This is a genomic window from uncultured Agrobacterium sp. (genome assembly GCF_913777885.1).
Classification (GTDB): domain Bacteria; phylum Pseudomonadota; class Alphaproteobacteria; order Rhizobiales; family Rhizobiaceae; genus Agrobacterium.
The window spans coordinates 225,674-239,345 of record NZ_CAJYTV010000011.1; the positions used below are offsets into that span (position 1 = coordinate 225,674).

Consider the following 13,672-nt stretch of genomic DNA (forward strand, 5'->3'; position numbering starts at 1 on the left):
GAGCCGCCTTATTCGATGACCACGAGGGCTTCACCATACTCCACGGGCTGCGCGTCATTGACGATGATTTCCGTCACCTTTCCGGACTTGGGCGCCGGGATCTGGTTCATGGTCTTCATGGCTTCGACGATAAGGATGGTCTGGCCTTCCTTGACGGTGGCGCCGACTTCGACGAACGCGCGCGCGCCCGGTGCTGGAGACAGATAGACCGTGCCGACCATCGGGGAGGTTACGGTATTTGCAGGGTTGCGCGCCGGAGCAGCCGGTGCAGCCGGTGCAGCGGAAGCGGCAGGCGCTGCTGCGGGTGCTGCAGGCGCTGCGGCTGGCGCGGGGGCATACTGCGGAGCCGCGGCATAAACGGTTGCAGGCGGTGCGGAGCGCGAAACGCGGATACGCAGGTCGTCCTGCTCGACTTCGATCTCGGAAAGATCGGTGTCGTTGAGAATGTTCGCGAGGTCGCGGATCAGTTCCTTGTCGATACCGTTTTTCTTTTCAGACATGACAAACCCTATTCTGATTGTTTCTTTTTATGCCGTGATGTTCTTCAAGGCGTTGAGCGCCATGATGTAGCCATATGGCCCGAAGCCGCAGACCATGCCTTTTGCAGCGGGCGCTATCATCGATTTGTGGCGGAATTCTTCGCGGGCGTGGATGTTGGAAATGTGAACTTCCACGACGGGAACGGAAATGGCGCGAATGGCATCGTGCAGAGCGATGGATGTATGGCCATACGCACCCGGATTGATGACGACACCTGCAGCGCGTTCGCCCGCCTCGTGCAACAGGTCCACGAGAACGCCTTCATGATTGGACTGATGGCACTCGACGCTAAAGCCAAGCCCTTCACCTGCCGCCATGCAGTCGTTCTCGATATCCTTCAGCGTCTTGCCGCCGTAGATGCCCGGCTCCCGCTTTCCCAACATATTGAGATTGGGGCCGTTCAGGACGAAGATCGTGTTGCTCATTCGCTGTTCCGTCAAAAATCAGCGACACCTATAGACTGCGCGACTGACGAGGAAAAGCCCCCGGAGCTTCGAAAGAGCGCATGGAGTGGGTTAAGCCGCAGTTATTCAGCAGCTTTTTGGGCGTCGTGACTGTGATATCTTCCAACTTAGGAGCAGCTTGCCTTGCCGCAACTGCGCATATTGGCAATCTTTTCCTTCAAAGGTTCGGCGCCGACTGCACCAAACACGGCCTCGTTGCCGATGACATAGGAAGGCGTGCCGGAAATGCCGAGATTCGTGGCAAGCGTATAGGCTTCCTGGACCTGTGCATCATTCGGATTCTCCGCCATGGATTTGCGTATATCGGCTTCTTTGAGGCCAAGCGAGGTCGCCACTTCGATCGCTTTCGCTTCATTGGCGCGACTGCGGCCGCCGAGAAGCGTGCGTTGGAATTCCGGATACTTCTTCGGTGCGAGGAGTTTAACCGCGTTGGACACCTTGTGTGCCTCAACCGACTCCGGTCCAAGGATCGGGAACTCCTTCAACACGACACGAACGTTTTTGTCCTCTTTGAGGATCTTGTCCATATCCGCCATGGCGCGTTTGCAGTAACCGCAATTGTAATCGAAGAACTCGACCAGGGTCACGTCGCCGTTGGGATTTCCGATCGCGAGATCGTATTTCGAATCGAAGATGGCTTTGGTGTTGTCGGTCACGGCCTCCGCCGCTTTTGCATTGCGTGCCGCATATTGTTTCTTCTCCAGCGCATCCTGAACCTCCAGCATGACTTCTGGATTTTCGATCAGATATTCCTTGATGAAGGCACCGATTTCTTTTTTCTGGTCGGCATCCAGCGCATGAGCTGGAAGGCTCGCGCCGAACGTGGAGAGGGCCGTGACACAGGCGAATGCGGCTGATCGGATGGAAAGTGCCATTTCGGTCCTCATTGGGTTCTGTGATGATTCATGTTGCAGGCAATTACCCTAATTTAATTCAATTGCCATACCGGAAATAAATTGCGTGCGTTGCTCTCGCGTCATTGTGAAGAGCGCAACAATGCGGCAAATCTCCGTCATAGCATATAGAAAGACCATGCCTTTGATCACACTGTCCAAGCGAAGCGCCGTCGAGCCCTTTCACGCCATGGATATTCTAGCGGAGGCCAATCGGCGCAAACAGGCGGGGCGGCCCGTCATTTCCATGGCAGTTGGGCAACCTTCCCATCCTGCGCCGAAGGCTTCGTTGGAGGCTGCCGAGGCTGCTCTCAAACACGGCAGGATCGGTTACACCGATGCTCTTGGATTGCGGGAATTGCGTGAGGCGATCGCCTCGCATTATCGCTTGCGCCATCAGGTCATTGTCGATCCTGCCCGTATCGCAGTAACGACCGGATCATCCGCGGCGTTCAATCTTGCTTTTCTTGCGCTGTTTGATGCAGGCGACGCGGTAGCGATCGCCAGGCCTGGCTATCCTGCCTATCGCAACATCCTGAAAGCCCTCGGTCTCACTGTGGTTGAAGTGCCGGTCACGGCGGAAACGGGTTACACGTTAACGCCAGCAAGCCTGGAACGGGCTGAGGCCAAGGCAGGCTGCAAGCTCAAGGGCGTGCTCCTTGCAAGCCCCGCCAATCCGACCGGAACCGTGACAAGCAGAGATGCGCTGAAGCGCCTTGCAAGCTATTGCGACGGGCGCAACATCGCCTTCATCTCGGACGAGATCTATCACGGACTGACTTTCGTCGGCGACGAGTCGAGTGCCGTTGAAGTGACCGACAACGCCATCGTCATCAACTCTTTCTCGAAATATTACTGCATGACCGGATGGCGCATCGGTTGGATGGTGCTGCCGGAGACACTGATCCGTCCGGTCGAATGTCTTGCGCAAAGCATGTATATTTCAGCGCCTGAACTGTCGCAACTCGCAGCGATGGCCGCGTTTACTGCGGAGGAAGAGCTCGACATCTACAAGGAAAGCTACCGCACCAATCGCGACTTTCTGATGAGCCGTCTGCCGGAGCTTGGCCTCCCGTTGGCATCTCCCATGGACGGCGCGTTCTACGCCTATGTCGATACCAGCCGCTACTCCAACGACAGTATGGAGTTTGCCAGACGCATGCTGTCGGAAATCGACGTCGCGGCCACACCGGGCCTGGACTTCGATCCACTTGAAGGACATCGTGCCATGCGCTTTTCTTATGCCGGCTCGGTTTCCGATATTGCCGAGGCCGTCGGACGCATTGCAGGGTGGCTGAAACAGGACTGAGATTAAATCGCCGGGGAGAGAGGCTATGACGATGAGCAAGGTAGCGGTAGTGACGGCGGGTGGAAGCGGCATGGGTGCCGCCGTTGCAAGGCGCTTTGCCGAAGATGGTTATAGGGTCGCGATCCTTTCCTCCTCGGGTAAGGGCGAGGCCTTGGCGAGTGAACTTGGCGGTGTCGGCATCACAGGCTCCAACCAGTCGAATGACGATATCCAGAAGCTGGTTGATCTCACCCTGGAAAGCTTTGGCCGCATTGATGTTCTGGTCAACAGTGCCGGACACGGTCCGCGCGCACCCATCCTCGATATCACGGATGAGCAGTGGCATACCGGGCTCGACGTCTATCTCATGAACGTCATTCGTCCCACGCGCATCATCGCCCCTATCATGGCCGCGCAAAAGAGTGGCGCCATCGTCAATATCTCAACGGCCTGGGCTTTCGAGCCAAGCGATATGTTTCCGACATCTGCCGTCTTTCGCGCCGGTCTGGCGGCGTATACAAAAATCTTTGCCGATAAATATGCAGCCGACAATGTCCGCATGAACAATGTTCTGCCGGGTTGGATCGACAGCCTTCCAGCGACCGAACAACGCCGAGAGATGGTTCCGATGCAGCGTTACGGCAAAAGCGAGGAGATCGCTGCGACAGTGGCCTTCCTCGCATCTGAAGGCGCCGGCTACATTACCGGGCAGAACCTTAAGGTGGATGGCGGTCTGACCCGCTCCGTATAAGTTTTCTTGATCGCTTGGAACCGATCCATCTCTCGAGCGTTGCATGAGAGCGGGGGAGTGCCTTTTTTTATGTTGGTGCGCATCTCGATGGCGCAGGACACCGAGGGGTCTACCCTTCGATACCTTGGGGAATGGACTTGGTTCACATGACGAGCGATCCCGAGTCTGACGTGTTCGTCTTCTCGGCGTCGGACATGGAGCGGCTGGAGGCTCTGGAAGAACTGCAGATCATCGACACCGGCCCTGAGCCGGTCTTCGATGATATCGTCCATGTGGCAAGCACAGTTTGCAAAGCACCGGTCGCCCTCATAAGCTTCGTTCAGGAAGAGCGCCAATGGTTCAAGGCGCGTGTTGGTTTTCAGCCCTGCGAAACGCCCATTGATCAGTCTGTCTGCCGCTATTCGCTCGGCTGCGACGATCTTCTTGTTATTACGGACCTGACGAAAGATCCACGCACGGCGAGGAACGCGCTCGTCACCCAGGAGCCGTTCATCCGCTTCTATGCGGGCGCACGCCTCATTCTGTCTGACGGTGTTGCCGTTGGCGCAGTGTGCGTCATCGACCACGTTCCGCGGCCAGAGGGGCTCACCCAAGAGCAGCGCTCCGTGTTGAAAGCGCTCGCCGGCCAAGTCTGTGCGCATCTTGAACTGCGGCGGACCGTGAACCGGCAGCGTGAGGTTATCGAGCGACAGAAGCAGATCAATGAAATGATGCGCGACGGCGTTCGCACCGCACTGACTGCGCAGGAGGCTGGCCATATCGGTACCTTCGAACTCGATATCATAACGGGCAAGATCAAGGTGTCGGCTGAGTTCTGCAGGATCTTCGACGTGCCGCAGACAGGGCAATACCACGCACGCGATTTCGAGCGGATGCTTCACCCCGATGATCGTGGACAGGAATCGTCCGAGAGCACCCGCAAGAATGGAACGGCGGTCATGGCGGTGCAATATCGCATCGTAACGCCGACGCGAGGTATAAGGTGGGTTTCTCGCAAGGCAACCTTTGAGCGGGATGAAGGGGGCAATCCTGTCAAGCTTCTCGGCACTGTCCAGGATATCACCGTTCAAAAGCGCGCCACGGAGCGCATAAAGGTACTGTTGGAACTCGGCGATCGACTGCGTGACCTTACCAATGTCGAAGATATCGCTTTTACGGCTGCCGAGCTCATGGCGCGGGCGCTTGACGCTACGCGGGCGGGTTTTGGCGTTGTCGATCCCGCACAGGAAACGGTGATATTACAACCCGAGTGGCGCGCCCCTGGCGTCTCATCGGTCGCAGGAAAACATTATTTTCGCGACTACGGCTCCTATATCGATGACCTGAAGGCAGGTATGAGCGTCGTAATTTCGGATGTGATGACGGATCCGAGAACGACAGACAAGGCAGATGCCTTGATTTCGCTTGGCATTCGTCAGCTCGTTAACGTTCCAATCTTCGATCAGGGCAAATTTGCGCTCGTCGTCTTCGTTCACCATAGCGATCTGTTCGAATGGATGGAGGATGATCTCGCATTTGTCAGGAGTTTTGGTGATCGCATTCAAAGCGCGATTGGTCGCCTCCGTGCGGAGGCGGAGCAAAATCTGCTCAACCGTGAGATTGGCCACCGATTGAAAAACGCTTTTGCCATGGTGCAGGCGCTTGCGAAGCAGACACTAAGGCCTGTCCAAGAGAGAGGAGCCGTTTTGAATTTTGAACAACGGCTTCAGGCCCTCAGTTCAGCTCACGACATTCTCCTCGGCAACAATTGGGCGAGCGCCGATGTGCGCACGGCGCTCATGCGTGTTGTCGATACACTGGGTATGAAGGAGCAGGTCGATATTGAAGGAGAGGATATTTCCGTCAATCCCAAGGGTGCCCTGTCGCTGTCGCTATTGCTGCATGAACTGACCACCAACGCGGTAAAGTACGGCAGTCTCTCGTCTGTCCAGGGCCGTGTGCTGGTGTCGTGGGAGGTGCAAGGAGACAGGGAAGATGCCGTTTTCCGCTTGATATGGAGGGAAACTGGCGGACCGGCTGTCCTGCAGCCACAATCGAAGGGCTTCGGATCACGCCTTATTTCCATGGGGCTTTTAGGAACCGGCGGTGTATCGACGCGTTACTTAGATCAAGGACTGGAGGTCGAAATGACAGCGTCTCTGGTTCAATTGCAACAGGTATCGTGAACCATGGCTCAAGAACAACTGGTCGCCAAACAGGTCGTCCTCGTCGTGGAAGACGATCCGCTTCTGCGCATGATGGCAGTGGATATGGTCGAAGATGCGGGTTTCAGCGCAATAGAGGCTGGCGGCGCCGATGAAGCGCTGACGATCCTACGTGCCCGGCCAGACGTTGGGGTTCTGTTCACCGATGTCGACATGCCGGGCAGCATGGATGGCGTTCAACTCGCGCGAATAGCCTGTCAGACTGACAGGCAACTCGGAATTCTACTGACGTCCGGCCATCACCGCCTCGAGAACGACGCGTTGCCGCCGCGGAGCGTTTTCTTTCCGAAGCCTTACGATACACAGATTGTTACTGAAGTGCTGAGGAAGTTCGCAGCATAGAAATGTGTCGGCGTTAGATCGAATTCTGTGGACGAATTGATCTCAATTCATCTTTCATAAACCAAGATAATTGTGGCTCATTCTTATTAATTTTTCAGAAAATAAAATTTTCTATTGTCCTTCCATGATTTGGCTCTGGGGGACTACATGAATTTTCTTGGCATTACGGGCATGCAATATTCCGGCGTTCCATTCCACGATACGAGAATATTGCTCGCGGAGGACTCCAATGTCTTCACCCAGATGATCGGTGCCCGTCTGATGGAATTGCTTGGCCTTACCGTGGAAGTCTGCCGCAATTTCGAAGAGCTTCAGGAATGCTATGAGCATTCGACTGAAAAGGTTACGCTCGCGATCTCGAACATCAATCTGCCCGGTGCAGAGAACGGCGAAGCGCTTGAATATCTCATCGATCTTTCCATTCCTACGATCGTCTTCACCAGCACCTTCCATGAAGACACGCGAGAGAAACTGATCACCAAGGAGGTGGTTGACTATATTCTCAAGGACAATGTCTTCGCAGTCGATATGTTGACGGAATCGGTTTGCCGTTTCCTCACCAATCACCGCCATCATGTTCTGATCGTGGACGATAGCCCAACCGCTCGAGCGCTGCTCTCCAGTCGTTTGAAGCGCTATAATTTCCGTGTAAGCCTTGCCGATAGTGGGGCGAAGGCCCTGGAAATCCTTCGCAACAATCCCGACATCGGTCTAGTCGTGACTGATTACAACATGCCCGATATTGACGGGTTTGAGCTTACTCGGCGCATTCGCACAATGCGCGGCTCCCATGAGTTGCGCATCATCGGCGTGTCATCATCCAATAACCGGTTGCTGTCGGCACGCTTCCTGAAGGCTGGCGGAAACGACTTCATGCTGCGCCCCTTCATCGAAGAGGAGTTTTATTGCCGCGTGAACCAGAACCTCGACACGCTGGTCCAGATCAAGAGCGCACGCGGCGCCAGTTCGAAAGCGGCGGCCTGACACCCGACTACACTCGTTCTGAGCTTGCTGTTTTCATACAAAATCAACGTCAAACCGCCTGCGCCCCGCAGGCGGTTTGTCTATAGCTGGGACTCCAGCGGCAAAATGCCCAAGATCAACGAAATGCAGCGGCGGGACAGGCTTGCATAGGGTTCCTTGCCGTAAAAGCGAGGTCTTCCTTTTACCAATCCATTCCAGATCAACCGCTTCTTCGGACTCAATGCCAATTCGAAACTCATCTCGCGGCTGGTTTCCTGGGTGAAGATCTCGTCCATCTGTACGGCAAGCGTTTCGGACGTGAACAGCACCCCCATCTCAGTGTTGAGAGACATTGAACGCGGGTCGAAGTTCAGCGAACCGACAAAGCCCGTTTCACCGTCGCAGGTAAATGCTTTGGTATGGAGACTTGCCTGCCCGGAGCCACGTAAGGACAGTGCGTTGTGCTGATCGGCCAGTGCGCGTAACTCGTGGATCTTGATTCCATTCAGCAGAAGAGGGCGTCGGTACCGCGCATAGCCGGCATGAACGGCAGCCACATCGGTCGCTGCCAGCGAATTGGTAAGGACCGATACGCTGACGCCATCGGCAGAAAGCCGCGATAGCGTTTCGACACCCTTTTGTCCGGGGATGAAATAGGGAGACGTGATCTTTAGTCTCACCTTAGCGCCCTCCATGATGGGCAAAAGATTTTCCATCAGGTAGTTATGGCCGCTACGACGCTTGCCCGCCGCCTTTTCAGGAGGGTCGGCGAGCACGCTCGCGGACGCCACCCACTCAAGTCGGTCGGACATGAGAAACCCACCGTGATGATGCAGACTTTCCACTTTCTGAAGATACGGTCGCGCAGCCTCGCTTGTAGCCAGACGATCTAGCTTCCGACGAAGTCGCGCCAACTTGCTCGGCCGTCGTGCAAGGAGCGAGCGAACGGGGATAGCAACCGCACTGTTCCAATAGTCGTCATATATGTCTTCTGCATCGCTGACCGATTTGCCATGTGCAAGTACATCGAAGTCGCGGAAGTTCGCTGCCTCTGCTGCGTCGAAATAGGCATCCCCGATATTGCGTCCACCAATGATCAATGCCCGACCATCTGCGATCCAGGCCTTGTTATGCATCCGCCTGTTGACGCTGCGAAACCGCAAGACGAGTTCGATGCCGCGCCGAAAGATGTTTTCCCGCGCCTTGGTGGGATTAAAAAGACGCAATTCGATCTGGGGATGGCTATCGATAGCGTGAAAGACTCTGTCCGACATAGTCACGCCCAGGTCGTCCAGCAACAGACGAACCCTCACGCCACGATCGGCGGCGGCTAAGACCTCACGCATCATCAGCTGCCCGGTCAGATCGGCGTTCCACATGTAGTACATGAGGTCGAGGCTGCGGCCAGCAGCGCGAGCCGAAGAAACTCTGAGTGCGAAGGCATCCATGTTCGACTGGACCAGCGCGAGAGCCGTATGATTACTGTCGTGATCTTTGCCGATATTAGACCAATGCCGGTCGAGCGCTGTGCTATCTGTGGCTTTGGGAAGCGCCGTAGAAGCGATCTTCGTTATTGCGCGTTCCTGGCGACGGGAAAGAATGGCAAGCGCGAAAACACCGCAGACAATGAGGACGATTGCTATCAGAATGGTACCGATCACTTCGCCTCATGCCCCCAACATAGTTTCGCTCGTGCGTATCGTGCGTTTGCCGTCCTAGCCCGCTCTTTACCGCGTGGTCTGCGTTTCAATTCCAGGATTTGGCTCCGGCATACCGGGATGCGAGGTCACTAGATAGGTGATGGCAATGGCGCTTGCGGCCACGATCAGCGTTCCGATGACAGCAATCGTCAGCCCCCAAGGCTTGGACTTGCGACGCGACCATACGAAAGGCCTTCTGCGAAGAAGGTTCTTTTTGCTGTGGTGATGATACTCTGGGCCAAGATTTTCGGTATTGGTCATCGTTCAACTCCCCGCGCCTGTCAAAATGCAAGCTATAATTTACCGAACGCTTCAACCTCGCTTGAAGTTTCATCAGGCTTCAAAGATGCCCGAGTAGGAACTGCTTTTGTCGCACATGGCCTTGTCGCCGTAGCCCATAGAAGACATTGTCGGCTGTAATGGAGCCTTTCGCTCCACCGGAGTAAGTGATGACTGCCACGTCGCGTGCATTTTTAGAAGATCTGTTTTTTGCAGCTGTTCGCGCAGCAGACCCTTACGAGGCAATCCGCGCACATCTTCCGGAAAGGCCGAAGGGTCGCACTGTCGTGATAGGGGCTGGTAAGGCTGCGAGCCAGATGGCGGCGGCGTTCGAAAGGGCTTGGCCTCATCCGCTCGAAGGAGTCGTGGTGGCCCGTCACGGGCCTATCGCCCAATGCCAGTCCATCAGGGTGTTGCAGTCTGCGCATCCCGTTCCGGATGCGGCAGGATTAGCCGCCTCACAGGCATTGATCAGCGCCGTGGAGGGGCTGACTGAGGATGATCTGGTGATCGCGCTCATTTCCGGTGGCGGCTCGGCACTGTTGCCTTCGCCACCGCACGGTTTTTCGCTGGACGACGAGATAGCGCTGAATGAAGCACTCCTTGCATCTGGTGCGCCGATCTCTGCGATGAATGTGGTGCGAAAACACTTTTCCCGGATCAAGGGCGGGCGTTTGGCGGCTCTTGCCCATCCGGCCCGCGTCGTCAGTCTGATCGTTTCCGACGTGCCGGGGGATCATCCTGCCTTTGTCGCTTCCGGCCCAACCGTGCCGGATGAAAGCCGTTCGGAGGAGGCATTACGGGCGATCCGCGATTATCGCATTACGCTGCCGCAACGCGTTATCGACTCCATCACCCGCGAGGCGGCTCCGATGCCGTCCGATCCGTCATTTTCCTCAGATGAAGTTCATGTCATCGCGTCTGCCCGCGTGTCAATGGAAGCGGCTGCACAGCGTGCCAGGGAGCGGGGAGTTGACCCCCTCATACTGTCGGACTGCATCGAAGGCGAAGCCAAGGATATCGGAAGGATGCATGCCGCATTGGCGCGGGAATTTTCAAGCCGTACTGCCAGACAAAGGCCTATGGTCCTTCTCTCGGGAGGGGAAACGACGGTGACGATTGGCTCTGGAAGCTACGGCAAAGGCGGGCGTAATTCCGAGTTTCTGTTATCTGCCGCGCTCGACTTGCAGGGAACTGACGGTATAACGGCGCTGGCAGCGGATACGGATGGAATTGATGGATCGGAGAACAATGCGGGTGCTTTCTGTGATGGGAAGACTGTTGCCCGTATTCGCGCATCTGGCGGGGACGCTCGCTCGCTTCTTGCCGGTCACGATGCGTGGTGGGCTTTTCATCTGGCTGGCGATCTTTTTACACCCGGCCCGACCGGCACCAACGTCAATGATTTTCGGGCCTTCCTGCTGGAATAGGCCGGCGTTGCAAGCTATGCCGAAAGCGCACTGATGGGGGGCGAGCTAGGCGCATATTTCGGGTTGTTTGCATCTGCCTTTCTGGCTGCAACGCTTGTTCCGGCGCAGTCTGAATCCGTTCTGGTCTATCTGACGATGACAGGACAATATTCGCCTGTCCTGCTCGTTACCGTGGCCAGTCTTGGAAATATATTGGGCTCCGTCGTCAACTGGTATCTGGGGCGAGGGGTGATGCTGTATCGTCACCGGCGATGGTTTCCCGTATCTTCCCAGAAGCTCGACAAGGCCCAGAACTGGTATGCGCGCTATGGACGATGGTCGCTGTTGGCGAGCTGGCTACCGATCATTGGCGATCCCTTGACGGTCGTTGCTGGCGTCATGCGCGAGCCGTTCGCATCCTTCATCGCCATTGTCACACTCGCCAAGTTCGGGCGTTATCTGGTTTTGGCCTTGGTGACGCAAGGTATAGTTTGAGCGACATCTATGTCTCTCGGTGATGATGCGCCATCCGAAACCTCGCTCAGCGTAGAGCCTTTGCAAAATCCATCATGCTGATGATATGATTTTTATGAATTCACCAAGGCGAAGGGAGGCGCTGCCGTGAAATCGAAGATCAGTTTCAAAAGCGATCGGCAAGGGCTCGGTTCGGGCCGCAGGATTCGCCGATCTGGAGCAAACGATAATTTTCCTGGATTGGAATTCGAAACGACGAGCGAGACACGTGACTGGCGTCTCGTCTGCCTCATCGCAGCGATTGTGTGCGGGCTTGCAGCTTTCATCTTCCTGCCGCTTTGGTAGGGCAAACGCGTTTGTGTCGCGAGTAAAAAGCCTGATCGCCTTGTCAGAACGTCGTGCCCTGGAACGCCCCGAGGACGCTGAATTTTTAAAGCTGTGAATGGCGCTTTTCATAAAATCGATTCCGATTGCAGGTCCAATGCTATAGGCCGTTAAGGTATGGCGGAAAAAAACACGATATGGGCTAGCAATGGCGATGATTGAAACGGTCGATACCGTTACAAGGGCGTTTCTTGGAGTGGAGCGGTCAGCGACAGAACAGCGATGGATGTCACGGCTCGATCAGGCCGCTCAGAACCGTGCGCTCGCCATGTCGCAGGTCCATGGAATTCCGGAGCTGATTGCACGCGTTCTGGCAGGACGCAATGTCGGCGTCGATGACGCACTGGCTTTTCTGGATCCGACGATAAGATCGCTGATGCCTGATCCCCGCACGCTTACCGATTGCGAGAAAGCCGCCCAGCGTATTGCCGATGCCATCGAAAAGCATGAGAAGATCGCAATTTTCGGGGATTACGATGTGGATGGAGCTGCGTCTTCGGCGCTGATGTATCGCTTTCTCCATCATTTTGGCCTCGAGCCGGAAATCTACATTCCCGACCGCATTTTCGAAGGATACGGCCCCAATCCCGCTGCGATGCAGCAGCTTGCTGCTAAAGGCGCGACCTTGATCATCACGGTCGATTGCGGCTCCACCAGCCATGAGTCGCTTGTCGTCGCGCGCGATGCCGGAACAGATGTACTGGTCATCGACCACCACCAGGTTGGAACCGAACTTCCTCCTGCGGTCGCTCTCGTGAACCCTAACAGAGAAGACGATCTGTCGGGGCAGGGACATCTCTGCGCTGCCGGCGTGGTGTTCCTCGTTCTTGTCGCAACACTCCGCGTCCTGAAAGAGCGGCACAACCGTCAGGCTTTCATGCTGGATCTGTTGACCTATCTGGACATCGTGGCTCTTGCGACGGTTTGCGATGTCGTGCCGTTGAAAGGCCTCAACCGCGCCTATGTGGTAAAAGGACTGGTTGCGGCGCGGCATATGAATAACGTGGGGTTGGCCGCACTCTTCAAGAAGGCAGGTCTTGGCGGTCCGGTGACGCCCTATCATTTCGGCTTTCTCATCGGGCCGCGCATCAACGCCGGTGGACGTATTGGCGATGCCGCCCTGGGCAGCCGGCTCCTCACCCTCGACGACAGCACGCAAGCCGAAGTCATTGCGGAAAAGCTCGACGAGTTGAACCGAGAGCGTCAGGCCATGGAAGCGGCAATGCTTGCCGAGGCTGAAGCGGAAGCGCTGTTCGAATATGGCGATGGCTCTGGCGCAGGCGTCATCGTGACAGCCCGCGAGAACTGGCATCCCGGTATTGTCGGTCTTCTGGCGTCGCGGCTGAAGGATCGCTTCCGCCGCCCGGCTTTCGCCATAGCATTCGATTCGCAAGGGCGAGGCACAGGCTCCGGTCGTTCCATCAACGGTTTCGATATGGGGCGCATGGTGCGCAACGCTGTCGAAGCGGGACTGTTGGTGAAAGGTGGCGGTCATGCCATGGCTGCGGGCCTCACGGTAGAACGCGCCAATCTCGGACGGCTCCGTACCTTTTTTGAAGAGGCGGCACAGAAGACAGTCTCGCAACTGGTCGAAAACAGCGTCCTCAAAATCGATGGCGCCATCGGCGCTTCTGGCGCAACGCTGGAGCTGATCGACCAACTCGAGCAGGCGGGGCCGTACGGTTCGGGCCACTCGCAGCCGATTTTCGCCATCCCTTCGCACAGGCTGCGTGATGTCCGAATCGTCGGCACGTCGCATATCAAGATCACGCTGGAAGCACTGGATGGTTCACGCCTCGACGGCATAGCTTTTCGTGCAGCGGATGCACCACTCGGGCAGATGCTGATGAATGCTCGCGGACGTCAGATTCATGTGGCGGGCACGCTGGGTGCGGAGCACTGGCAGGGGCAGAAAAGGGTCCAACTGCGCGTCCTGGATGCTGCTTTTGCGCCGTAGGCAAAGACGTCACTCCGTAAAAAA

The 13,672-nt window shown here is 56.3% G+C and carries 14 protein-coding genes; 9 read left to right on the plus strand and 5 right to left on the minus strand.

The annotated features are described in order from the left end of the window. Positions 1–8: 8 nt before the first annotated feature. The 3 genes from accB to QZ869_RS09635 form a co-directional block, all read right to left on the minus strand. Positions 9–500, minus strand: coding sequence for an acetyl-CoA carboxylase biotin carboxyl carrier protein (gene accB / locus QZ869_RS09625; RefSeq protein WP_296018930.1), 492 nt, complete (start codon positions 498–500; stop codon positions 9–11). A 27-nt stretch (positions 501–527) separates the two neighbouring features. Then, on the minus strand, positions 528–965 hold the full coding sequence (gene aroQ, locus QZ869_RS09630; RefSeq protein ID WP_296037971.1) for a type II 3-dehydroquinate dehydratase: 438 nt from the start codon (positions 963–965) through the stop codon (positions 528–530). A gap of 146 nt (positions 966–1,111) precedes the next feature. Continuing rightward, positions 1,112–1,879: a DsbA family protein gene (locus tag QZ869_RS09635; protein WP_296084309.1), complete on the minus strand. Its 768-nt coding sequence runs from the start codon at positions 1,877–1,879 to the stop codon at positions 1,112–1,114. 163 nt (positions 1,880–2,042) lie between these two features. Between QZ869_RS09635 and QZ869_RS09640 the strand changes: the two genes are divergently transcribed. From QZ869_RS09640 to QZ869_RS09660, 5 genes are all read left to right on the plus strand, one after another. Beyond that, positions 2,043–3,206 (plus strand): aminotransferase class I/II-fold pyridoxal phosphate-dependent enzyme, encoded by a 1,164-nt coding sequence (locus tag QZ869_RS09640; RefSeq protein ID WP_296104632.1) that lies wholly within the window; start codon positions 2,043–2,045, stop codon positions 3,204–3,206. A gap of 25 nt (positions 3,207–3,231) precedes the next feature. Beyond that, the gene (locus tag QZ869_RS09645) at positions 3,232–3,936 is read left to right on the plus strand and encodes an SDR family oxidoreductase (protein WP_296037978.1); all 705 of its coding nucleotides are present in this window, start codon (positions 3,232–3,234) and stop codon (positions 3,934–3,936) included. Between the two features lie 146 nt (positions 3,937–4,082). Then, positions 4,083–6,101 (plus strand): GAF domain-containing protein, encoded by a 2,019-nt coding sequence (locus QZ869_RS09650; protein ID WP_296104241.1) that lies wholly within the window; start codon positions 4,083–4,085, stop codon positions 6,099–6,101. A gap of 3 nt (positions 6,102–6,104) precedes the next feature. After that, positions 6,105–6,482 (plus strand): response regulator, encoded by a 378-nt coding sequence (locus QZ869_RS09655; RefSeq protein ID WP_296018942.1) that lies wholly within the window; start codon positions 6,105–6,107, stop codon positions 6,480–6,482. 147 nt (positions 6,483–6,629) lie between these two features. After that, the gene (locus tag QZ869_RS09660; RefSeq protein ID WP_296018944.1) at positions 6,630–7,466 is read left to right on the plus strand and encodes a response regulator; all 837 of its coding nucleotides are present in this window, start codon (positions 6,630–6,632) and stop codon (positions 7,464–7,466) included. An 80-nt stretch (positions 7,467–7,546) separates the two neighbouring features. On the opposite strand, the gene QZ869_RS09665 is transcribed toward QZ869_RS09660, so the two are convergent. After that, positions 7,547–9,106: a phospholipase D family protein gene (locus tag QZ869_RS09665; RefSeq protein WP_296104243.1), complete on the minus strand. Its 1,560-nt coding sequence runs from the start codon at positions 9,104–9,106 to the stop codon at positions 7,547–7,549. Positions 9,107–9,172: 66 nt separating this feature from the next. Continuing rightward, positions 9,173–9,406, minus strand: coding sequence for a hypothetical protein (locus tag QZ869_RS09670; protein WP_296018947.1), 234 nt, complete (start codon positions 9,404–9,406; stop codon positions 9,173–9,175). Between the two features lie 188 nt (positions 9,407–9,594). Between QZ869_RS09670 and QZ869_RS09675 the strand changes: the two genes are divergently transcribed. From QZ869_RS09675 to recJ, 4 genes are all read left to right on the plus strand, one after another. Then, the gene (locus QZ869_RS09675; protein WP_296104246.1) at positions 9,595–10,854 is read left to right on the plus strand and encodes a glycerate kinase; all 1,260 of its coding nucleotides are present in this window, start codon (positions 9,595–9,597) and stop codon (positions 10,852–10,854) included. 33 nt (positions 10,855–10,887) lie between these two features. Further along, a complete protein-coding gene (locus QZ869_RS09680) occupies positions 10,888–11,328 on the plus strand; it encodes a YqaA family protein (RefSeq protein ID WP_296104248.1) in 441 nt (146 codons plus the stop codon). A 126-nt stretch (positions 11,329–11,454) separates the two neighbouring features. Then, complete coding sequence (locus QZ869_RS09685) at positions 11,455–11,652, plus strand: hypothetical protein (RefSeq protein ID WP_296104250.1); 198 nt, start codon at positions 11,455–11,457, stop codon at positions 11,650–11,652. A 193-nt stretch (positions 11,653–11,845) separates the two neighbouring features. Beyond that, entirely contained in the window at positions 11,846–13,648 is a 1,803-nt protein-coding gene (recJ, locus tag QZ869_RS09690) for a single-stranded-DNA-specific exonuclease RecJ (protein ID WP_296104635.1), read from the plus strand. Positions 13,649–13,672: the final 24 nt, after the last annotated feature.

Excerpts from the sequence above, each read along its gene's own strand:
- accB (WP_296018930.1), bottom strand. The coding sequence starts at position 500 with ATGTCTGAAAAGAAAAACGGTATCGACAAGGAACTGATCCGCGACCTC.
- aroQ (WP_296037971.1), bottom strand. The coding sequence starts at position 965 with ATGAGCAACACGATCTTCGTCCTGAACGGCCCCAATCTCAATATGTTG.
- QZ869_RS09635 (WP_296084309.1), bottom strand. The coding sequence starts at position 1,879 with ATGGCACTTTCCATCCGATCAGCCGCATTCGCCTGTGTCACGGCCCTC.
- QZ869_RS09645 (WP_296037978.1), top strand. The coding sequence starts at position 3,232 with ATGACGATGAGCAAGGTAGCGGTAGTGACGGCGGGTGGAAGCGGCATG.
- QZ869_RS09650 (WP_296104241.1), top strand. The coding sequence starts at position 4,083 with ATGACGAGCGATCCCGAGTCTGACGTGTTCGTCTTCTCGGCGTCGGAC.
- QZ869_RS09655 (WP_296018942.1), top strand. The coding sequence starts at position 6,105 with ATGGCTCAAGAACAACTGGTCGCCAAACAGGTCGTCCTCGTCGTGGAA.
- QZ869_RS09660 (WP_296018944.1), top strand. The coding sequence starts at position 6,630 with ATGAATTTTCTTGGCATTACGGGCATGCAATATTCCGGCGTTCCATTC.
- QZ869_RS09670 (WP_296018947.1), bottom strand. The coding sequence starts at position 9,406 with ATGACCAATACCGAAAATCTTGGCCCAGAGTATCATCACCACAGCAAA.
- QZ869_RS09675 (WP_296104246.1), top strand. The coding sequence starts at position 9,595 with ATGACTGCCACGTCGCGTGCATTTTTAGAAGATCTGTTTTTTGCAGCT.
- QZ869_RS09680 (WP_296104248.1), top strand. The coding sequence starts at position 10,888 with ATGGGGGGCGAGCTAGGCGCATATTTCGGGTTGTTTGCATCTGCCTTT.
- recJ (WP_296104635.1), top strand. The coding sequence starts at position 11,846 with ATGATTGAAACGGTCGATACCGTTACAAGGGCGTTTCTTGGAGTGGAG.